The 19,360-nt window shown below is 60.9% G+C and carries 18 protein-coding genes; 5 read left to right on the top strand and 13 right to left on the bottom strand.

Going from position 1 to position 19,360, the window contains the following annotated elements; genetic code table 11:
• Window positions 1–39 precede the first annotated feature (39 nt).
• The 11 genes from J1G33_RS24755 to J1G33_RS24805 all read right to left on the bottom strand — a co-directional run bounded on the left by J1G33_RS24755 (window position 40) and on the right by J1G33_RS24805 (window position 9,671).
• Window positions 40–531, bottom strand: coding sequence for a DUF2878 domain-containing protein (locus J1G33_RS24755; RefSeq protein ID WP_032877998.1), 492 nt, complete (start codon window positions 529–531; stop codon window positions 40–42).
• A complete protein-coding gene (locus J1G33_RS24760) occupies window positions 524–1,795 on the bottom strand; it encodes a cyclopropane-fatty-acyl-phospholipid synthase family protein (RefSeq protein ID WP_223018948.1) in 1,272 nt (423 codons plus the stop codon). The genes J1G33_RS24755 and J1G33_RS24760 overlap by 8 nt, the downstream gene beginning before the upstream one ends.
• The gene (locus tag J1G33_RS24765) at window positions 1,782–2,591 is read right to left on the bottom strand and encodes a DUF1365 domain-containing protein (RefSeq protein ID WP_148853436.1); all 810 of its coding nucleotides are present in this window, start codon (window positions 2,589–2,591) and stop codon (window positions 1,782–1,784) included. The genes J1G33_RS24760 and J1G33_RS24765 overlap by 14 nt, the downstream gene beginning before the upstream one ends.
• Complete coding sequence (locus J1G33_RS24770) at window positions 2,588–3,835, bottom strand: FAD-dependent oxidoreductase (RefSeq protein WP_223018949.1); 1,248 nt, start codon at window positions 3,833–3,835, stop codon at window positions 2,588–2,590. The genes J1G33_RS24765 and J1G33_RS24770 overlap by 4 nt, the downstream gene beginning before the upstream one ends.
• The gene (locus J1G33_RS24775) at window positions 3,832–4,614 is read right to left on the bottom strand and encodes an SDR family NAD(P)-dependent oxidoreductase (RefSeq protein ID WP_032877994.1); all 783 of its coding nucleotides are present in this window, start codon (window positions 4,612–4,614) and stop codon (window positions 3,832–3,834) included. The genes J1G33_RS24770 and J1G33_RS24775 overlap by 4 nt, the downstream gene beginning before the upstream one ends.
• Window positions 4,611–5,033: a nuclear transport factor 2 family protein gene (locus J1G33_RS24780; RefSeq protein WP_032877993.1), complete on the bottom strand. Its 423-nt coding sequence runs from the start codon at window positions 5,031–5,033 to the stop codon at window positions 4,611–4,613. Before J1G33_RS24780 ends, J1G33_RS24775 begins: the two co-directional genes overlap by 4 nt.
• The gene (phrB, locus tag J1G33_RS24785) at window positions 5,026–6,468 is read right to left on the bottom strand and encodes a deoxyribodipyrimidine photo-lyase (RefSeq protein WP_032877992.1); all 1,443 of its coding nucleotides are present in this window, start codon (window positions 6,466–6,468) and stop codon (window positions 5,026–5,028) included. The genes J1G33_RS24780 and phrB overlap by 8 nt, the downstream gene beginning before the upstream one ends.
• The gene (locus J1G33_RS24790; RefSeq protein ID WP_223018950.1) at window positions 6,469–7,398 is read right to left on the bottom strand and encodes a MerR family transcriptional regulator; all 930 of its coding nucleotides are present in this window, start codon (window positions 7,396–7,398) and stop codon (window positions 6,469–6,471) included. It lies immediately after the preceding gene.
• Window positions 7,399–7,401: 3 nt separating this feature from the next.
• Window positions 7,402–8,361, bottom strand: coding sequence for a DUF523 and DUF1722 domain-containing protein (locus J1G33_RS24795; protein ID WP_005784633.1), 960 nt, complete (start codon window positions 8,359–8,361; stop codon window positions 7,402–7,404).
• Between the two features lie 111 nt (window positions 8,362–8,472).
• Window positions 8,473–8,688: a TIGR02450 family Trp-rich protein gene (locus J1G33_RS24800; protein ID WP_005784634.1), complete on the bottom strand. Its 216-nt coding sequence runs from the start codon at window positions 8,686–8,688 to the stop codon at window positions 8,473–8,475.
• Entirely contained in the window at window positions 8,685–9,671 is a 987-nt protein-coding gene (locus tag J1G33_RS24805) for an FAD-dependent oxidoreductase (RefSeq protein WP_223018951.1), read from the bottom strand. Before J1G33_RS24805 ends, J1G33_RS24800 begins: the two co-directional genes overlap by 4 nt.
• Before the next feature lie 212 nt (window positions 9,672–9,883).
• Between J1G33_RS24805 and J1G33_RS24810 the strand changes: the two genes are divergently transcribed.
• Entirely contained in the window at window positions 9,884–10,783 is a 900-nt protein-coding gene (locus tag J1G33_RS24810) for a TIGR01777 family oxidoreductase (RefSeq protein WP_032877988.1), read from the top strand.
• A gap of 14 nt (window positions 10,784–10,797) precedes the next feature.
• Window positions 10,798–11,823 (top strand): ferrochelatase, encoded by a 1,026-nt coding sequence (hemH, locus tag J1G33_RS24815; RefSeq protein WP_223018952.1) that lies wholly within the window; start codon window positions 10,798–10,800, stop codon window positions 11,821–11,823.
• A gap of 127 nt (window positions 11,824–11,950) precedes the next feature.
• On the opposite strand, the gene J1G33_RS24820 is transcribed toward hemH, so the two are convergent.
• On the bottom strand, window positions 11,951–14,044 hold the full coding sequence (locus J1G33_RS24820) for a TonB-dependent siderophore receptor (RefSeq protein ID WP_223018953.1): 2,094 nt from the start codon (window positions 14,042–14,044) through the stop codon (window positions 11,951–11,953).
• 112 nt (window positions 14,045–14,156) lie between these two features.
• Window positions 14,157–15,317 (bottom strand): Do family serine endopeptidase AlgW, encoded by a 1,161-nt coding sequence (algW, locus tag J1G33_RS24825; protein ID WP_005784639.1) that lies wholly within the window; start codon window positions 15,315–15,317, stop codon window positions 14,157–14,159.
• A gap of 101 nt (window positions 15,318–15,418) precedes the next feature.
• Between algW and J1G33_RS24830 the strand changes: the two genes are divergently transcribed.
• From J1G33_RS24830 to cysN, 3 genes are all read left to right on the top strand, one after another.
• Complete coding sequence (locus tag J1G33_RS24830) at window positions 15,419–16,177, top strand: Nif3-like dinuclear metal center hexameric protein (protein WP_078820249.1); 759 nt, start codon at window positions 15,419–15,421, stop codon at window positions 16,175–16,177.
• A 259-nt stretch (window positions 16,178–16,436) separates the two neighbouring features.
• Window positions 16,437–17,354: a sulfate adenylyltransferase subunit CysD gene (gene cysD / locus J1G33_RS24835; RefSeq protein ID WP_005784641.1), complete on the top strand. Its 918-nt coding sequence runs from the start codon at window positions 16,437–16,439 to the stop codon at window positions 17,352–17,354.
• A 9-nt stretch (window positions 17,355–17,363) separates the two neighbouring features.
• A complete protein-coding gene (gene cysN, locus J1G33_RS24840; RefSeq protein ID WP_223018954.1) occupies window positions 17,364–19,262 on the top strand; it encodes a sulfate adenylyltransferase subunit CysN in 1,899 nt (632 codons plus the stop codon).
• Window positions 19,263–19,360 lie beyond the last annotated feature (98 nt).

The following is a 19,360-nucleotide window of genomic DNA, read 5'->3' on the forward strand; positions in this document are numbered from 1 at the left end:
GGCAAGTGCGTTAAACGTGTATGAATGCTCGGACAAGCGTCAGTGTTCGAGCTTGCGCGCGAGCCCGTGCAGCAAGGGAAACAGCATGGCCCATAGCAGCGTCAGACCGGTCAGAGTGGCTGCCGTGCCGTAGCCAAAACCCACACCGGCCAATTGGCTGCCGGCGTAATAAGACAAAGGCCCACCCACTGCGCCCAACAGGCCGGCCAGCCACCAGGGCCGTGCACTCCAGGCCAGGCAATGGCGCAGGGTCGTGGCCAGCAGCGCCCACAGTACGATCAACCAGAATGGAATCAACGGCCCGGGCTCGCTGAAGTGGAAAACGCCCAGGGTGCGCAACAGCGTGTCCAGCAGTGTGCCCGCCAGTGTCACGTTGAGCACGAGCAGGCCGTCATCCGCCGGCGAACTTATCCACAGCAGATGCACGCCCAGTGCCGCCAAACCCACCAGCAGCCATGGGCTGTCGCCGCCGAGTACGCAGGCAAACCAGCCGCATTGGAACAGCGCGGCATTGGCCAGGGTTTTAAGCACTGAAGCGCCCAAGCAATGGCGGGTTGATCGCCGCGGGTTTGGCCAGCAGCAGTTGTGCGGTACCAATGGTGCGTTCCATAAACCCGCCTTCGCAATAGCACAGGTAGAACTCCCACAAACGCAGGAAATATTCGTCGTAGCCCAATTCCATGAGACGGCCATGGGCGCGGCGGAAGTTTTCATGCCACAGGCGCAGGGTACGGGCGTAGTGCAGGCCGAATTCCTCCATGTGCAGCAGGTTCATGTCGGTGTCGCGGCTGACGATGTGCAGCATGTTCTGTACACAGGGCAGGGCGCCACCGGGGAAAATGTAGCGCTGGATGAAGTCGACGCTGCGCTTGGCCTGCTCAAAGCGCTGTTCGCGAATGGTGATGGCTTGCAGCAGCATCAGGCCGTTGGGCTTGAGCAAGTGCGCACATTGTTTGAAATAGGTCGGCAGGAACCGATGGCCCACCGCTTCGATCATCTCGATCGACACCAGCTTGTCATACTCGCCGGTGAGGTCGCGGTAATCGCTGAGCAGCAAGGTCACTTGATCTTGCAGGCCCTGCGTATGGATGCGTTTCTCGGTGTAGGCGAATTGTTCCTTGGACAGGGTCGTGGTGGTGACCTTGCAGCCGTAATGCTGCGCCGCATACAACGCCATGCTGCCCCAGCCGGTGCCGATTTCCAGCAGATGGTCGCTGGGCTTGAGCGCCAGTTTCTGGCAGATGCGCTCCAGCTTGTTCAGTTGCGCTTGTTCCAGGCTGTCGTCGGGTGTCAAAAACTGCCCCGACGAGTACATCATGGTCGGGTCGAGAAACTCTTCGAACAGGTCGTTGCCCAGGTCGTAATGGGCGGCGATGTTTTTCTGCGAGCCCTTGCGTGTATTGCGGTTGAGCCAGTGCAGGCCTTGGGTGAACGGGCGGGCCATCCGTGCCAGGCCACCTTCCATGGCGTCGAGTACTTCCAGGTTGCTGACCATCACCCGGACCACGGCGGTGAGGTCGGGACTGGTCCAGTAACCATGGATAAACGCCTCGCCGGCGCCGATCGAACCATTGGCGGCCACCATGCCCCATACCGCCGAGTCGAGAATCTGAATTTCGCCTAACAGGTGCGCTTCCCGTGCGCCGAACACTTGTCGCTCGCCGTCTTCGATCACCACCAACTGGCCGTGACGCAGTTGGCTGAGCTGGCGCAGCACCGCCTTGCGCAACAGCGCAGCGGTCATGCCATTGACGTTCAGGCGGTTAGCCTTGACCGATAAACTAGGGTGTTTCATGGCGGCGATCCTTGGTGTACCCGACGGCGGTGCGAGAGGCGCCATCGGCGGCCCGGTGGGAAAAAATCGGTGTGCGCTTGAGCAGCAGGCGCAAGGCTTGCCAGTAGATTGCCAGGCAGGTCTTGGCGGTCATCCAGGGGAAACGCCACAAATAGTGATGCAGGCTTGCGCGGCTGAGTGAGTGTTTTTCCAGGCTCAAGGTGGCGTCGAAAACCTTTTGCGTGCCCTGCCAGTCGGCCATGTGCACGCCGAGCCGGGCAGATGGAGGGCTGAAACTCATGCGATATTCCAGGTCGCGCGGTAAGAAGGGCGACACATGGAACCCTTTGGCCACGGCGAAGTGCTGATGCTCATCGGCGTCGAGGGGCTGGGCCGGCAGCACGTAGTGATAGCGCTCGCGCCATGGCGTGTTGGTCACTTCACACAGAATCGCGGCCAACTGCCCGTCGGCCTCGAAGCAGTAGAAGAAACTCACCGGGTTAAACGCCAGGCCCCAACTGCGGGCCTGGGTCAGCAGGCAGATAGCGCCCTGGGGTGTTCGCCCCAGAGCTTTGCCGACTTCGTGGCGCACGGCATCGCTCAAACTCATGCCGTGGCGCGTGAGTTCACGCAGGTAGTCCTGCTGGCGAAAGCCGAAAGGCGCCAGGCGACCAGTGCCGGCCAGGGGTGAAAGCCCGAGTACTGCATCCTGTTCGCTGAGGTCCAGATACAGCAGGCCGATGCGGTAGCGAAAGGCGTGGGCCCTGGGCGTAAACCGGCGATGGGCGATCCAGCCGCTGTACAGGGCGCTGTTCACAGGCTTTCCCCGAACGCCTGGGCCACGCGCAGGGCACTGACCACGCCGTCCTCGTGGAAGCCGTTGGCCCAGTACGCGCCGCAGTAGAAGGTGTTGCGGGTGCCGTGCAATTCTTCCCAGCGTGCTTGAGCGGCCACGGCGGCCAGGCTGTACTGCGGATGGGCGTAGGTGTAGCGCGCGAGGATCTTCAACGGGTTGATCACTTGCGTCTGGTTGAGGCTGACACAAAACGTGGTGTCGCTGTCGATGCCCTGCAGGATGTTCATGTCGTAGGTGACGGCGGCCTGATTCTGCGAGTGGCCGGTCAACCGGTAATTCCAACTGGCCCAGGCCAGCTCGCGGTCAGGCAGCAAGCGCGTGTCGGTGTGCAGCACTACGTCGTTGTCGGCGTAGGGTAGGGCGCCGAGGATCTCTTGTTCGGCCTGGCTCGGGTCATCAAGCAATTCCAGGGCCTGATCACTGTGGCAGGCCAATACCACCCGGTCGAAGGTTTCGCTGCCGTACGGGCTGTGGATAACCACGCCATTGTCGGTGCGTTGCACTTTATGCACAGGGCAACCGAGGCGCACACGCTCGCGAAAACTGCGGGTCAGCGGTTCGATGTAGCTGCTTGAACCGCCTTCGATCACGCACCATTGCGGCCGGTTGTTGACCGACAACAAGCCGTGGTTCTTGAAGAAGCGCACGAAGAATTGCAGTGGGAAACCGAGCATGTCCGAAAGGGACATTGACCATATCGCAGCCCCCATTGGCACGATGTAGTGGCGGATAAACCTTTGGCCGTAACCGCCGGCTGCGAGGTAGTCACCGAGGGTCATCTCGGCACTGATACGCTGCTCTTGCAGGTCCAAAGGCGCTTGGCGGTTGAAGCGCAGGATATCGCGCAACATGCCCCAGAACCCGGGCGACAGAATATTGCGGCGTTGGGCAAACAAGCTGTTGAGGTTGTTGCCGTTGTACTCGAACCCGCTGCTTTGGTCACACACCGAAAAGCTCATTTCGGTGGGTTTGAACGTCACGCCGATCTGGCCCAGCAACTGGATGAAGTTGGGGTAGGTCCAGTCGTTGAACACAATAAAGCCGGTGTCCACGGCATAGCGTTCGCCCTCTACGGTAACGTGGACTGTGTGCGTGTGCCCGCCGATGCGGTCGCCCGCTTCGAACACCGTGATGTCGTGGCGGCGGCTGAGCAGGTAGGCGCTGGTCAGCCCGGCGATACCGCTGCCGACAATGGCGATCTTCACGGAATGTCCTTTTTCGGTGGCGGGCTGCGCAACATGCGCTTGCCGATGATCAATTGCGCGCGGTTAGGCAACTTCGACAGCGGCCACAGGGTGGCAATGAACATGGCCGGGAAGGCAATTTCCAGCGGGCGTTTCTCCAGTTTCGCAAAGATGTGCCGCGCCGCCTTGTCGGCGGACCAGCTCAGGGGCATCGGGAAGTCATTGCGTTCGGTCAGCGGTGTGTCAACAAAGCCTGGGCTGATCACGGTGACGTCGATGTTTTCCGGTGACAGGCTGATGCGCAGGGACTCGAACAGGTAACGCAGGCCGGCCTTGGATGCGCCATAGGCTTCGGCGCGTGGCATCGGCAGGTAAGTCACCGCGCTGGCCACGCCCACCAGATGCGGGGTACGCCCCGCGCGCAACAGCGGCAGCGCGGCCTCGATGCAATAACTGCTGGCCAACAGATTGGTACGCACCACATGTTCGATGATCGAAGCGTCAAATTGCCGGGCGTCGACATATTCACAGGTGCCGGCATTGAGGATCACCGTGTCCAACTCACCCCAGACCTGGGCGATGTGTTCACCGATCTCGCGCACGGTCTGGCTGTCGGTCAGGTCGCCGGCCACCACCAGCACTTGCCCTGGATAACGATGGGCGAGTGCTTCCAGCGGGCCTTTGGTGCGGGAACTGAGGGCCACATGGGCGCCACTGTTGAGCAGCTCTACGGCCAATGCGGCGCCGATGCCACTGCTGGCGCCGGTTAGCCAATAACGGCGGGGCGATGCAAGGCTCATCCCATTCTCCTTTTCAGCCAACTGATGACGCGGCCGAGAATCGGCACATGTTCATAAAGCAGTGCGCCCGCATCGAAGTAATCGCGATGCCGGTAGACCTTGTCGCGCCACATCAAGTGGGAACAGCCCTCTACCCGGATCATCTTGCCTGCGGCCAGGCGCGGATGACGAAAACTCATGATCCAGCGCAGGTAGCCTTCGCCTTCGGCCGTCTGGTCGATACCCTGAAACTCGAAATCCAGTTGGCTGACGTTGCTGTATAGCTGAGCGAAATAACGCTGCAGTTCGGGCAGCCCATGGACTTCATGCAGCGGGTCGGCAAATACAATGTCATCACTGTACAAACTGCCAAGCAGGTGCAGGTTGTGCTTGTCCAGCGTGGTGAAGGCTTCGGCGAAGCGGCGCAGGAAGTCACTCATGATCGGCCATTTCCTGACGTGAAGGCAGGCGGCGAAAGGCAGCCAATGCGCGTTCCCGAGAGGCTTTGAGGTCGACGATGGCGCAGGGGTAATCCGCCACGCCAAACAAACCGCCAGCCGCTGCCGGGTTATGCACTTCTTTTTTATTCAGCGTGGCCAGTTCCGGCAGCCAGCGCTTGATGAAAATGCCGTCGCCGTCGAATTTCTCCGATTGGCTCAACGGGCTGAAAATCCGGAAGTACGGTGCCGAGTCGGTACCGGTCGATGAGCTCCACTGCCAACCGCCATTATTGGCCGCCAGGTCACCGTCGATCAGGTGGCGCATAAAAAAGCGCTCGCCTTCGCGCCAGTCGATCAGCAGGTTCTTGGTCAGGAACATCGCCACCACCATGCGCAGGCGGTTGTGCATCCAGCCGGTCTCCAGCAATTGGCGCATGGCCGCGTCGATGATCGGCAAACCCGTGCGCGCCTGTTGCCAGGCCGCGAGGTCTTCGGGGGCATTGCGCCAGGCCAGCGCTTCGGTTTCCGGGCGAAAGGCGCGGTGGCGGGACACCCGTGGGTAGCCGACCAGAATGTGTTTATAGAACTCGCGCCATAGCAGCTCGTTGATCCAGGTGATGGCGCCGATGTCGCCGCTCTCGAACTCGCCCTGATTGGTTTGCAGCGCAGCGTGCAAGCACTGGCGCGGCGAAACCACACCGGCGGCGAGGTAGGCCGAAAGCTGGCTGGTACCGGGTTTGGCTGGGAAGTCGCGCTCGTCCTTGTAATAGCTGATCTGCTCGTCGGTGAAGGCGTCGAGGCGGCGGCGCGCCTCGTCTTCACCGGCTGGCCACAGGGCGCGCAAAGTTTCGCTGGGCGACTCGAAACCGTCGACCGTGGTCGGCACCGGATCGCTTCTCACGTCGAGCCTGGCCTGAGCTTTCGGCGTTGCCACCTGGCGCGGCAGGGCGCTGTGCAGGCGGTTGTAGCAAACCTTGCGAAACTGGCTGAACACTTGGAAATAGGTGCCGGTCTTGGTCAGTACGCTACCGGGTTGGAAAAACAGTTGGTCCAGGTAGCTGTGAAACGTGATTCCCTGCGTTTGCAGCGTCTCTGCCACGCCAGCATCACGCTGGCTCTCGTGGATGCCGTATTCCTCGTTGACATGCACAGACTCCACCGACAGTTCCCGGCACAGTTCGCTCAGTGCAGCGGGCGCCTGGTCCCAGGTCGCGGCGTAGCGGATCAATAAAGGGATGTTCAGTTCGCCCAGCGCCTGGCTCAAGTGCTGCAGGTTGCGCAGCCAGAAATCGATTTTGCACGGCGCGTCATCGTGGGCCAGCCACTGCTGGGGAGTGATCAGGTAAATGGCCGCGACGGGGCCACGCTGGCACGCAGCAGCAAGGGCCGTGTTGTCGTGCAGGCGCAAGTCGGTGCGCAGCCAGATCAGATGCATTTAGACGATTCCACGCTGGATCAATAATTGGTGGGCCGACAACGGGTCTTGCGCCATGAACAACTCAGGGATGTCGCGGGTGAGTACGGACAACTCGGCGTTGTGAATGCGCACCGTCGGGCCGGCAATCACTATTGGGCAACTGACGTCGCCCAATAGTTTTGTCAGTGTCGACAAATGGAGGGTCTTGCTCGAATACAACAGCACGGCGCGTGCTTGCAGGTGTTCCACCGCGAGGGCCAGTTCGCCGGCAGGCAGCGGCCAATCGAATACTTCCACCGGGCAGTCGGCGCTGCTCGCCAGCCAGGCGCTGAGCCACAGGTGCGGTTCCAGCGGTAAGTCGGAATGGTTGACCAGCAGCAGCGGCGCGCCGTGGAGTTGGCGATTGTTGTGATAAATCCGCGCGCCGAACTTGCTGCGCAGCCACGACAGGAAAAACGCCCGCTCCATCTGCGCGCCGAACTGGCCCTGCCACCGTTGTTCCAGCTCCTTGAGCAGCGGCAGCATCAATTGCTCGCACAAGGTGCGTGGCGGGTAGAGCGCCATGGCCTGGTTGAAGGCGTCATCGACCCGGCGTTCGGCCAGTTCGCTGATGGCATCCACCAAATGCTGGCGCAGGGCGTGCCACTCGTTTTCCATGGGCGCGGGGCTGGCCTGGGCTGAGTCGATCAAGCCTTTGACCTGACTGACCGGCACGCCTCGATTGAGCCAGGTGAGGATGGCGTGGATGCGTTGTACATGTTCGGCACTGAACAGCCGGTGCCCCTTGGGCGTGCGCTGGGGCACGATTAGGCCGTAGCGGCGCTCCCAGGCGCGCAGGGTCACGGCGTTGACGCCGGTCTGGCGCGCCACTTCGCGGATTGGCAACCAGCCGTTTTCAATGGCCAGGGCAATGTCTTCGCCGGGTTCGTCAAGCAGGGCAGCTTTCATGGGTTATATCGCATTACGCAGGCTGAGGTTTTCCGGGTGCGGTTGCAGGTAGGCCTGCTGTGCGATGTAACGGTCCGGATGTTGGCGAAAGTGATGCTTGAGCAGGGTGAGTGGCACTACCAGCGGCACGATGCCTTGACGGTACTGGCCGATCACGGTTTGCATTTCCTGTTTGTCATCGGCGCTGATGACCTGCTTGAGGTAGCCGCTGATGTGTTGCAGCACATTGCTGTGTGTGCCGCGGGTGGCGCACTTCTTCAGGCCCGTCATCAGCTCGCCGAAGTAGCCGTGGGCCAGAGCCTGGAGATCGACGTCCTTGCCCATGCTGCCGAGCAAATGGCCCAGGCTTTTGTAATGCGCCGGGCTGTGGGCCATCAGCAGGTACTTGTAGCGCGAGTGAAACGTCAGCAAGCCGTGGCGGGTGAGCCCCTCGGCCAGCAGTTGTTGCCAGCTGGCATACACGAATACGCGGGTCAGGAAATTTTCCCGCAACACAGGGTCGTTCAGCCGGCCGTCTTCTTCTACCGGCAGGTTAGGGTGGCGCGCACAAAACGCCTGGGCGTAAATGCCGCGGCCGCCACCGTCAACGGGCGTGCCGTTGGCGCGGTACACCTTGACCCGCTCCAGGCCGCACGATGGCGACTTCTGCATGAAGATATAACCGCACAGGTCGGTGTGTGCCTGGGCCATTTGCTGGCCGTAGTCGTGCAGTGGCTGCGTGACGTTGAGTTCACGGTTTACCGTGCCAACGGCTTGCGGCTGCGCAGGGTCGCCTACCAGCCGGATTGGCTCGCGGGGGATGCCCATGCCGATGGCAACTTCCGGGCACAACGGCACGAAGTCGAAGTAGTCGCTGAGTGTCTGGGTGCACAGCAGCGACTGTTTATGCCCACCGTTAAAGCGCACGTTCTCGCCAAGGAGGCAGGCGCTGATGGCGATCTTCGGTTTTGTACTACTCGACATACCCAAAACCTCTGCAATAATCCTGTACAACTTATAAAGTTTGTACAACTACGTCTCATCATAGATTCGATGTTGTACAAGTCAAATAGTTTGTATAGGTTTTTTGCAGCGCTACTTCCAGCCGATTTTCCAGCACTCGGCGTTTTGCAGGGTCTGCCATGGCAGGCGTTCGGCACGGTGGGTCAGCACCGCTTGCAGCTCGATTTCCAGCACCGTGCCTTCGTCATCACGAAACAACTCGGTGACCAAAAAGTGTTTTTCCTTGTTGCGTGGCTGTGCTGCCGTCCATTTCGACAGCAGCAGCTTGCTGGGGTTGAGGCGGTTCATTGCAGGTGTGCGATCAAGCGTCGTGCCGCTTCCTGGCCACTGAGCCAGGCGCCTTCCACCCGGCCCGAGAGGCACCAGTCGCCGCAGACGAACAGGCCCAGGTCGGCATCGGCCAGTACGCCGAACTCATGGCTGCCCGACGGGCGAGCGTAGAGCCAGCGGTGTGCCAGGCTGAATGACGGCGCGGGCATGGCGCTGTGCAGCAGTTCGGCGAAGGCGCCGTGCAAGTGCTCGATTACCGCTTCCTTGGGCAGGTCCAGGTGCGCCTTGCTCCAGGCGCTGGTGGCGTGCAGCACCCAGGTGTCGAGGATGGTGTCGCGCCCGGGTTTGCTGCGGTTGCGCGCCAGCCAGTCAAGGGGGCTGTCTTGCACGAAGCAGCCCTCCATCGGTGTATCCAGGGGCTTGTCGAAGGCCAGCGCAATGGCCCAGGTCGGGTCCATTTTCACCCCGGCGGCGGCACTTGCCAGCTTGGGGGCAGCGGCCAGCAGGGCAGTGGCCTGAGGGGCCGGTGTGGCGATGATCACATGGCTGAAGGGGCCGTGACTCTCACCGTCGGCGTCGAGCAGGTTCCAGTGCTGTGTGCCCTGGAACACCTCGGTGATGCGGCAACCGAACTCCACCGGCAGGTCATCGAGCAGTGCGCGGGTGATCGCGCTCATGCGCGGTGTACCGACCCAGCGGATCTGTTCATCGGGGGAAGGCGTCAGTTGGCCGGACTTGAAGTTGTACAGCTGGGGCTTCCACTGTTCGGCCCAGCCATTGCTTTGCCAGCGCTGCACTTCGTTGACGAAGCGCCGGTCGCGGGCGGTGAAGTATTGCGCGCCCATGTCCAGCGCGCCGGCATCGCTGCGCTTGCTGGACATGCGGCCACCGCTGCCGCGGCTTTTATCGAAGAGTTGTACGGTGTGGCCCGCGTCTTTCAACGCTCGGGCGGCGGAGAGACCGGCTATGCCGGTGCCGATGATCGCGATGGGGACAGTCATGGGAGGCCTCGTTTTACCGTTGGGTACAGACTACGCCGACACCAATAGCTGTACAATATTGTTTTTTGGTATAAGTTTTGGCGTGCCTGATTGTGTGGTGTGACCTATGGTTAAGCTCAGGCTTGAACGCGCGTCACGCTCGATTATCAAATTGATCCCTGCTTATAAAATAGACCAGTGAGCGGCGGCGAACGTTACATGAGGAGAGTCCCATGCATATTTTGCTGACCGGCGGTACCGGCCTGATTGGCCGTCAACTTTGCCAACACTGGCTCGCCCAGGGTCATCGCCTGACGGTGTGGAGCCGGCAACCGGAAACGGTCGCCAGGGTCTGCGGCGCACAGGTGCTTGGGGTGGCTCGCCTGCAAGAGGTGATTGGCGCGGTGGACGCGGTGGTCAACCTTGCGGGTGCACCCATCGCTGACCGGCCCTGGACCCACAAGCGCAAGGCATTGCTGTGGAGCAGCCGCATCAACCTCACCGAAACCCTGCTGGCCTGGATCGACAGCCTGGAGCAGAAACCGGCGGTACTGATCTCCGGCTCCGCAGTGGGCTGGTATGGCGACGGCGGCGAGCGCGAATTGACCGAAGCCAGCGGGCCAGTGCTGGACGATTTCCCCAGCCAGTTGTGTATTGCCTGGGAAGAAACCGCCCAACGTGCCGAAGCCCTGGGCGTTCGCGTGGTGCTGGTGCGCACCGGCCTGGTGCTGTCGGCGCAGGGCGGCTTTTTGTCGCGCCTGTTGCTGCCCTTCAAACTGGCGCTGGGCGGGCCGATCGGTAACGGTCGGCAGTGGATGCCATGGGTGCATATCAAGGATCAAATCGCCCTGATTGATTTTCTTCTGCACAAGACTGACGCCAGCGGTCCTTATAATGCCTGCGCGCCACACCCGGTGCGTAATCGCGAGTTTGCCAAGACCCTCGGCCAGGTGTTGCACCGCCCGGCGTTCATGCCGATGCCGGCGTTTGCACTGAAGGTTGGCCTGGGCGAATTGTCTGGTTTGTTGCTGGGCGGGCAGAAGGCCTTGCCTGAACGGCTGCTGGCGGCGGGTTTCACTTTCCAGTTCACTGAGTTGCGTGCGGCTCTGGACGACCTGTCCAGCCGCCTCTAAAGATAGGATGTTGCATGACCGATCACGCGTTGTTACTGGTCAACCTGGGTTCGCCAAAGTCCACTTCGGTGGCTGATGTGCGCAGCTACCTCAATCAGTTCCTGATGGACCCTTATGTGATCGACCTGCCATGGCCGGTGCGGCGTTTGCTGGTGTCGCTGATCCTGATCAAGCGCCCTGAGCAGTCTGCCCATGCTTATGCGTCGATCTGGTGGGATGAGGGCTCGCCGTTGGTGGTCTTGAGCCGTCGTCTGCAACAGCAGATGACTGCGCAGTGGACCCACGGCCCTGTGGAACTGGCAATGCGTTATGGCGAGCCGTCGCTGGAAACCGCCCTGACACGGCTGGCCGCCCAGGGTATCGGCAAGGTGACACTGGCGCCGCTGTATCCGCAATTTGCCGACAGCACCGTGACCACGGTGATAGAAGAAGCCAGGCGCGTGGTGCGCGACAAGAAACTCGCTATCCAGTTTTCGATCCTGCAGCCTTTTTACGACCAGCCCGAGTACCTCGATGCTCTGGTAACCAGCGCACGCACTTACCTGGAGCAGGATTTCGATCACTTGCTGCTCAGTTTCCATGGTCTGCCCGAGCGCCATCTGAAAAAGCTCGACCCTACCGGCGGGCATTGCTTCAAGGATGCCGACTGCTGCAAGAACGCATCGCCAGAGGTGCTCGCCACCTGCTATCGCGCCCAATGCTTCAGCGTCGCCCGGGATTTTGCCGCGCGTGCCGGTTTGCCCGATGGCAAGTGGTCGGTGGCGTTTCAATCGCGCCTTGGCCGGGCCAAGTGGATCGAGCCCTACACCGAGGCCCGCCTGGACGCGCTGGCCCAGCAGGGCGTGAAGAAGCTGCTGGTGATGTGCCCGGCGTTTGTCGCCGACTGCATCGAGACCCTGGAAGAAATTGGTGATCGCGGGCGGGAGCAGTTCCGCGAGGCGGGGGGCGAGGAGTTGGTGTTGGTGCCGTGCTTGAATGATGACCCGCAATGGGCGGCGGCGCTCAATACCCTGTGCGAACGAGCGCCCGTTGCCTTGTAGTCAAGCCTTGCGGTGACTCAAATGTGGGAGGGGGCTTGCTCCCGATGGCGGTGGATCAGTGACAGATATACTGCCTGATACTCTGCTATCGGGAGCAAGCCCCCTCCCACATTCAGTTCCATGCTCGTCAGAGATTGAGGGTCAGGCTGACGGTGAGGTTGCGCGGTTCACCGGGGTTGGTCCAATAGCGGCTGTAGGAGCGCTCGTAGTACTTCTCATCGAACAGGTTATTCAGGTTCAGCCCCACGGTGACATTCTTCGTGGCCTTGTAGTGGGCCAGTAAATCCACGGTGTGGTAGGCCGGCAGTTCGAAGCCTGTGCCCGCCTCGCCGGAACGGTCACCCACATAAGTAAACGCCGCCCCCAGGTCTGAACCGCGCAACGCCCCATCCTGGAATTCATAAACGCCCAACAGACTGCCGCTGCGCTTGGCGACCCCGAGAATGCGACTGCCCGTGGGGATGGCTTTGTCGCCCTTGGTCACTTCGGCGTCGATATAGGCCAGTGCGCCAATCACGCGTATGGCGTCGGTCACTTGCCCGGTCACCTGCAGGTCAAACCCCTGGCTGCGCGCCTTGCCAATGGCGCGGTCGGTGTTGGTCGCCGGGTCCAGGGTGAGGACGTTTTCCTTTTCGATATGGAAGGCCGCGAGCGTCGCGCTGAGGCGCTCGTCAAACATCTCGCTCTTGATACCCACCTCATAGCCCACGCCTTCTTCTGGCTTGAAGGATTTGCCGCCGGCATCCAGGCCGCTGTTCGGCTTGAACGAGGTGGATGCGTTGGCAAATACCCCGACTTGCGGTGTCAGCTGATAGAGCAGGCCGGCGCGTTGGGTCAGGGCGTCGTGGGTCTGGCGGCTTTTGGCGTGGTTGCGGGCGAAGTTCTCGGTGCTCTGTTCGAAGTGCTCGAAGCGCGCACCGATCATGCCTCGCAGGCGGTCGGTGAAGATGATCTGGTCTTGCAGGTTCAGGGCGTGGCTTTTGGTCTGTTCGAAGAAGTCGGTGCCGGAGCGTGCGCCATTGGGTTTGGCCTGGCCATAGACCGGTTTATAGATGTCGATAGGGTAGTCACCGCCAATCGCCGTCACACGCTCCTTTTTGCGGTAGTCCTCGTATTCGGTGCCGATCAGCAGTTCATGCTGCCAGCTGCCGATATCGAACAGCCCGCGCAGTTCCAGCTGGGTGATGCTGTCATGCCAACCGGTCGAGCGTTCACGGTAGCGACGGTTGACGGTGTGACCATCCCCATTCAGCGCACGGCTTTCCGACGCATCGCCCCACAGGCTGCCCTGCTTGTAGTGGCTGGCCAGGCGCAGCTTCCAGGCGTCGTTGAGGTGGTGTTCCAACGCGGCCTGGATGCGGTTGTTGTGGTTGCGAATATTGCCGTCGTTGGGCTCGCCCAGAAAGGTGGAATGGGACATGCCAGTATCGGCGACGATGCCCCGGTCGAAGGTGGAGCTGTGGCGCACGAATTCGCTTTCGACCAGCAACTGAGTGTCCGGGGTCAACTGCCAACTGAACGACGGCGCGACGAACACTCGTTTAGCGTCCACGTGATCGCGGAAACTGTGCTTGTCTTCAACCGCCAGATTCACCCGTGACAAGACGCGCCCCTCGCTGTCCAGCGGCGTATTCACATCCAGCGCAGTGCGGTAGCGGTCCCAACTACCAGCACTGGTTTGCAAGGTGGTGAACGCTTCGGGCTGGGGTTTCTTGGTGACGATGTTCACCGTGCCGCCAGGATCGCCACGCCCATATAAGCTGGCGGCGGGGCCTTTGAGAACTTCAATGCGTTCGATATTTGCCGCGTCCGGCGTACTGGGGTAACCGCGGTTGGCGCTGAAACCGTCCTGGTAGAACTCAGACGTGGTGAAGCCGCGCACGCTGTATTCGTAGAGGGTCAGGCCACCGAAGTTGTTTTGCTTGGATACGCCGCCGGCAAATTCCAGGGCGCGCTCCACGCTGGTACTGCCCAGGTCCTTGAGCACCGTGGCGGGGATCACGCTGATCGATTGCGGTATGTCGCGAAGGGCGGTATCCGTTTTGGTGGCACTGGCAGAGCGGGTGGCGCGATAGCCTTGGACCGGGCCTGTGGCGAACTCATACGCCTCGGAGGTTACGCTGATGGTGTCCAGTTCCAGGGTGTTTTCTTCGGCGTAGGCAGGGTCGAGCAGCAAACCCAAGGCCAGGCCGGCCAAGGGCACAAACTTTCGAGACGGCATGATAGAGCGTTCCAATAGCGATATTGAAACAATATAACATGCCTAATGAGAATGAATCGCTAAGAAATGTCGCCCTACAAGCGCCCGCGAACGGGCGCTAGGGTCGCGACGGTTATTGCTCTTCTTTTATCGGTGCGGTCGCCGGTGGCGGACGCAGGCCGATTTCCGCCGAGAGCTTGATCTCCTTGCCGTTACGCATGACCAGGATCGCCACCTTGTCGGTCGGTTTGATTCGCGCTACCTGGTTCATCGACTTGCGGCCATCACCGGCCGGTGCACCGTCGATGCTGAGGATTACATCGCCCAACTCCAGGCCGGCTTTCTGTGCCGGGCCATCGCGGAAGATCCCGGCGACCACGATGCCTGGGCGTCCGGTCAGGCCAAACGACTCGGCCAGTTCCTTGGTCAAGGGTTGCACTTCAATGCCCAGCCAGCCGCGAATGACCTGGCCGTGTTCGATGATCGACTTCATCACTTCCATCGCCAGCTTCACCGGGATCGCAAAACCGATGCCTTGGGAGCCGCCGGACTTGGAGAAAATCGCCGTGTTGATGCCGGTCAGGTTGCCATTGGCATCCACCAGCGCACCGCCGGAATTGCCCGGGTTGATGGCTGCGTCGGTCTGGATGAAATCTTCGTAGCTATTAAGGCCCAACTGGTTGCGCCCGGTGGCGCTGATGATGCCCATGGTGACTGTCTGGCCCACGCCGAACGGGTTGCCGATCGCCAGTGCTACGTCACCCACGCGCAACCCGTCGGAGCGACCGAGGGTGATCGATGGCAGGTTCTTCAAATCGATTTTCAGTACTGCGAGGTCGGTTTCCGGGTCGCTGCCCACCACACGGGCCAGGGTTTCGCGGCCATCACGCAGGGCGACCACGATCTGGTCGGCGCCGGTAGTCACGTGATTATTGGTGAGGATGTAGCCTTCGGGGCTCATGATTACCCCGGAACCCAGGCTCGACTCCATGCGGCGCTGCTTGGGGCCGTTGTCACCGAAATAGCGGCGAAACTGCGGGTCCTCGAACAGCGGGTGCGCCGGTTTGTTGATGACCTTGGTGGTGTACAGGTTGACCACCGCAGGGGCCGCAATGGTGACCGCGTCGGCATAGGTGACCGGGCCCTGCACCACCGTGTTGGTTTGCGGTGCTTGTTGCAGGTTCACATCCAGGGTAGGCAGGCCCACCCATTGGGGATAACGCTGAATAATCAGCATCGCGATCAGCACGCCAGCCAACAATGGCCATCCAAAAAAACGCAGTGCCTTGAGCATCAAGTAAGTCCTGACAGGTTGCAGGGGGCGGGCGAGCGCCCATAATGTCGCGCATTATACGAGGCTGCGATGCCTGCGAACCGGATATTTAGGAGTCTTTTATGGCCGTCCCTCTTACCACCCTCGTTGAGGAAGCCGACCGCTACCTTGGCAGTGCCAAAATTGCCGATTATTGCCCCAATGGCTTGCAGGTCGAGGGCCGCCCGCAGGTGATGCGCATCGTCAGCGGTGTGACCGCAAGCCAGGCGCTGCTGGACGCCGCCGTCGAAGCCGGGGCCGACCTGGTGCTGGTGCATCATGGTTATTTCTGGAAGGGCGAGAGCCCATGTATCACCGGCATGAAGCAGCGCCGCCTGAAAACGCTGCTCAAGCACGACATCAGCCTGTTGGCCTATCACCTGCCATTGGACCTGCACCCTGAGGTGGGCAATAACGCGCAGTTGGCCAAACAACTGGACATCACGGTTGAAGGCCCGTTGGACCCGAGCAACCCCAAGGTGGTCGGCTTGGTGGGGTCGCTGGCCGAACCTTTGTCACCGCGTGATTTCGCCCGCCGTGTGCAGGATGCAATGGGGCGCGAACCGCTGTTGGTCGAAGGCAGCCAGATGATCCGCCGCGTCGGCTGGTGCACCGGAGGTGGCCAGGGCTATATCGACCAGGCGATTGCCGCCGGGGTCGACCTGTACCTGAGCGGCGAGGCATCCGAGCAGACCTTCCACAGCGCCCGTGAAAACGACGTCAGCTTCATTGCTGCCGGTCATCACGCCACCGAGCGCTATGGGGTGCAGGCGTTGGGCGATTACCTGGCGCGACGCTTTGCCCTGGAGCATTTATTTATCGACTGCCCGAACCCGATCTGAGCCTTAGAGCGCGACTGAATGTGGGAGGGGGCTTGCTCCCGATGGCGATGGATCATTGAAATATGTACTAACTGACACACTGCTATCGGGAGCAAGCCCCCTCCCACACTTGAGTCTATTTGCGGCCAAACTGGTCGGTATATTCATATACCGTTTCGATCTAGATGGCGCCCTGAATAGAAGAAGGTGCTGTGCTAGCATGCCCCGCTCGAACACGGCCCGCCTGGCCGTCCATAAGATCGTTTTTCCGTGAGTAACCATGGTCGACAAACTGACGCATCTGAAACAGCTGGAGGCGGAAAGCATCCACATCATCCGCGAGGTCGCCGCCGAGTTCGACAACCCGGTGATGCTCTACTCGATCGGTAAAGACTCCGCCGTGATGTTGCACCTGGCACGCAAGGCTTTCTTCCCGGGCAAGCTGCCGTTCCCAGTGATGCACGTCGACACGCGCTGGAAATTCCAGGAAATGTACAAGTTCCGCGACAAAATGGTCGAAGAGCTTGGCCTGGACCTGATCACTCACGTCAACCCGGATGGCGTGGCGCAGGGTATCAACCCCTTCACCCACGGCAGCGCCAAGCACACCGATATCATGAAGACCGAGGGCCTCAAGCAAGCCCTGGACAAGCATGGTTTCGATGCAGCGTTCGGCGGCGCCCGTCGCGATGAAGAGAAGTCCCGTGCCAAAGAGCGCGTGTACTCGTTCCGCGACAGCAAGCACCGCTGGGACCCGAAGAACCAACGTCCGGAGCTGTGGAACGTTTACAACGGCAACGTCAACAAGGGCGAGTCGATCCGCGTGTTCCCGTTGTCCAACTGGACCGAGTTGGATATCTGGCAGTACATCTACCTGGAAGGTATCCCGATCGTGCCGTTGTACTTCGCCGCCGAGCGCGAAGTGATCGAGAAGAACGGCACGTTGATCATGATCGACGACGACCGCATCCTCGAACACCTGTCCGACGAAGACAAAGCCCGCATCGTCAAAAAGAAAGTCCGTTTCCGTACCCTTGGCTGCTACCCGTTGACGGGCGCGGTGGAGTCCGAAGCCGAGACGCTGACGGACATCATTCAGGAAATGCTCCTGACGCGAACTTCCGAGCGCCAGGGCCGGGTCATCGACCACGATGGCGCAGGCTCCATGGAAGATAAAAAACGTCAAGGCTATTTCTAAGGGGCTGTCATGTCGCATCAATCTGATTTGATCAGCGAGGACATCCTCGCCTACCTGGGCCAGCACGAGCGCAAAGAGATGTTGCGCTTCCTGACCTGCGGCAACGTCGACGACGGCAAGAGCACCCTGATCGGGCGCCTGCTGCACGACTCCAAGATGATCTACGAAGATCACCTGGAAGCCATCACCCGCGATTCGAAGAAGTCCGGCACCACCGGCGATGACATCGACCTGGCCTTGCTGGTCGACGGCCTGCAGGCCGAGCGTGAGCAGGGCATCACCATCGATGTTGCCTACCGCTACTTCTCCACCGCCAAGCGCAAGTTCATCATCGCCGACACCCCCGGCCATGAGCAGTACACCCGCAACATGGCCACCGGTGCGTCCACCTGTGACCTGGCGATTATCCTGATCGACGCCCGCTATGGCGTGCAGACCCAGACCCGTCGCCACAGCTTTATCGCCTCGTTGCTGGGCATCAAGCACATCGTGGTGGCCGTCAACAAGATGGACATCAACGGCTTTGACCAAAGCGTATTCGAGTCGATCAAGGCCGATTACCTGAAGTTCGCCGAAGGCATCGCGTTCAAGCCAAGTACCCTGGCCTTCGTGCCGATGTCGGCGCTCAAGGGCGACAACGTGGTGAACAAGAGCGAGCGTTCGCCCTGGTACACCGGCCAGTCGCTGATGGAGATCCTCGAGACCGTCGAGATCGCCAACGACCGCAACTACACCGACCTGCGTTTCCCGGTGCAGTACGTCAACCGCCCGAACCTGAACTTCCGTGGTTTTGCCGGCACTCTTGCCAGCGGCATCGTGCACAAAGGCGACGAAGTCGTGGTGCTGCCGTCACGCAAACGCAGCCGGGTCAAATCCATCGTCACCTTCGAAGGTGAGCTGGAGCACGCCGGCCCAGGCCAGGCCGTGACCCTGACCATGGAAGACGAGATCGATATCTCCCGTGGCGACCTGTTGGTGCATGCCGACAATGTGCCGCAAGTGACCGATGCGTTCGACGCCATGCTCGTGTGGATGGCTGAAGAGCCGATGCTGCCGGGCAAGAAATACGACATCAAGCGCGCTACCAGCTACGTGCCGGGCTCTATCACCAGCATCGTGCATCGCGTGGACGTGAACACCCTGGCCGAAGGTCCGGCGAGTTCGCTGCAGCTCAACGAAATTGGCCGGGTCAAGGTCAGCCTTGATGCCGCCATTGCGTTGGATGGCTATGACAGCAATCGCACCACCGGTGCCTTTATCGTCATCGACCGCCTGACCAATGGCACCGTGGCCGGGGGCATGATCATCGCGCCACCGGCCAGCCAGGGCGGTGCAGCGCAGCACGACAAATTGGCACACGTGGCCACTGAAGAACGTGCCCTGCGTTTCGGCCAGCAGCCGGCCACCGTGTTGTTCAGCGGCTTGTCGGGTGCCGGCAAGAGCACGTTGGCCTATGCGGTTGAGCGCAAGCTGTTCGACATGGGGCGTGCGGTGTTCGTGCTGGACGGCCAGAACCTGCGGCATGACCTGAACAAAGGCTTGCCTCAGGACCGTGCCGGGCGTACCGAGAACTGGCGCCGTGCGGCTCACGTGGCGCGTCAGTTCAACGAAGCCGGTTTGCTGACCCTGGCGGCTTTTGTCGCGCCGGATGCCGAAGGCCGTGAACAGGCCAAGGCGCTGATTGGCAGTGATCGCCTGTTGACCGTATATGTGCAGGCGTCGCCGCTGGTATGTGCCGAGCGTGATCCGCAAGGTTTGTACGCGGCCGGTGGGGATAACATCCCTGGCGAGTCCTTCCCGTACGACGTGCCGTTGAATGCCGACCTGGTGATCGATACCCAGGCCTTGTCGCTGGAAGACAGCGTCAAGCAAGTGCTGGAGTTGTTGCGTCAGCGCGGCGCGATCTAGGCTTTATTGCCGCATAAAAAAGCCCGCCACCGAGTGATCGGTGGCGGGCTTTTTACACATTCTCAAATGTGGACTCGGTCAATGTGGGAGCTGGCTTG

The sequence above is a fragment of the Pseudomonas sp. P867 genome (genome assembly GCF_019891455.1).
GTDB classification, from domain to species: Bacteria; Pseudomonadota; Gammaproteobacteria; order Pseudomonadales; family Pseudomonadaceae; genus Aquipseudomonas; species Aquipseudomonas synxantha_A.

What these genes read in the sequence shown, in the direction of transcription:
- J1G33_RS24760 (WP_223018948.1), bottom strand. Translation starts at nt 1,795, where the DNA reads ATGAAACACCCTAGTTTATCGGTCAAGGCTAACCGCCTGAACGTCAAT.
- J1G33_RS24775 (WP_032877994.1), bottom strand. Translation starts at nt 4,614, where the DNA reads ATGAGCCTTGCATCGCCCCGCCGTTATTGGCTAACCGGCGCCAGCAGT.
- J1G33_RS24780 (WP_032877993.1), bottom strand. Translation starts at nt 5,033, where the DNA reads ATGAGTGACTTCCTGCGCCGCTTCGCCGAAGCCTTCACCACGCTGGAC.
- phrB (WP_032877992.1), bottom strand. Translation starts at nt 6,468, where the DNA reads ATGCATCTGATCTGGCTGCGCACCGACTTGCGCCTGCACGACAACACG.
- J1G33_RS24790 (WP_223018950.1), bottom strand. Translation starts at nt 7,398, where the DNA reads ATGAAAGCTGCCCTGCTTGACGAACCCGGCGAAGACATTGCCCTGGCC.
- J1G33_RS24795 (WP_005784633.1), bottom strand. Translation starts at nt 8,361, where the DNA reads ATGTCGAGTAGTACAAAACCGAAGATCGCCATCAGCGCCTGCCTCCTT.
- J1G33_RS24800 (WP_005784634.1), bottom strand. Translation starts at nt 8,688, where the DNA reads ATGAACCGCCTCAACCCCAGCAAGCTGCTGCTGTCGAAATGGACGGCA.
- J1G33_RS24805 (WP_223018951.1), bottom strand. Translation starts at nt 9,671, where the DNA reads ATGACTGTCCCCATCGCGATCATCGGCACCGGCATAGCCGGTCTCTCC.
- J1G33_RS24810 (WP_032877988.1), top strand. Translation starts at nt 9,884, where the DNA reads ATGCATATTTTGCTGACCGGCGGTACCGGCCTGATTGGCCGTCAACTT.
- hemH (WP_223018952.1), top strand. Translation starts at nt 10,798, where the DNA reads ATGACCGATCACGCGTTGTTACTGGTCAACCTGGGTTCGCCAAAGTCC.
- J1G33_RS24820 (WP_223018953.1), bottom strand. Translation starts at nt 14,044, where the DNA reads ATGCCGTCTCGAAAGTTTGTGCCCTTGGCCGGCCTGGCCTTGGGTTTG.
- algW (WP_005784639.1), bottom strand. Translation starts at nt 15,317, where the DNA reads ATGCTCAAGGCACTGCGTTTTTTTGGATGGCCATTGTTGGCTGGCGTG.
- J1G33_RS24830 (WP_078820249.1), top strand. Translation starts at nt 15,419, where the DNA reads ATGGCCGTCCCTCTTACCACCCTCGTTGAGGAAGCCGACCGCTACCTT.
- cysD (WP_005784641.1), top strand. Translation starts at nt 16,437, where the DNA reads ATGGTCGACAAACTGACGCATCTGAAACAGCTGGAGGCGGAAAGCATC.
- cysN (WP_223018954.1), top strand. Translation starts at nt 17,364, where the DNA reads ATGTCGCATCAATCTGATTTGATCAGCGAGGACATCCTCGCCTACCTG.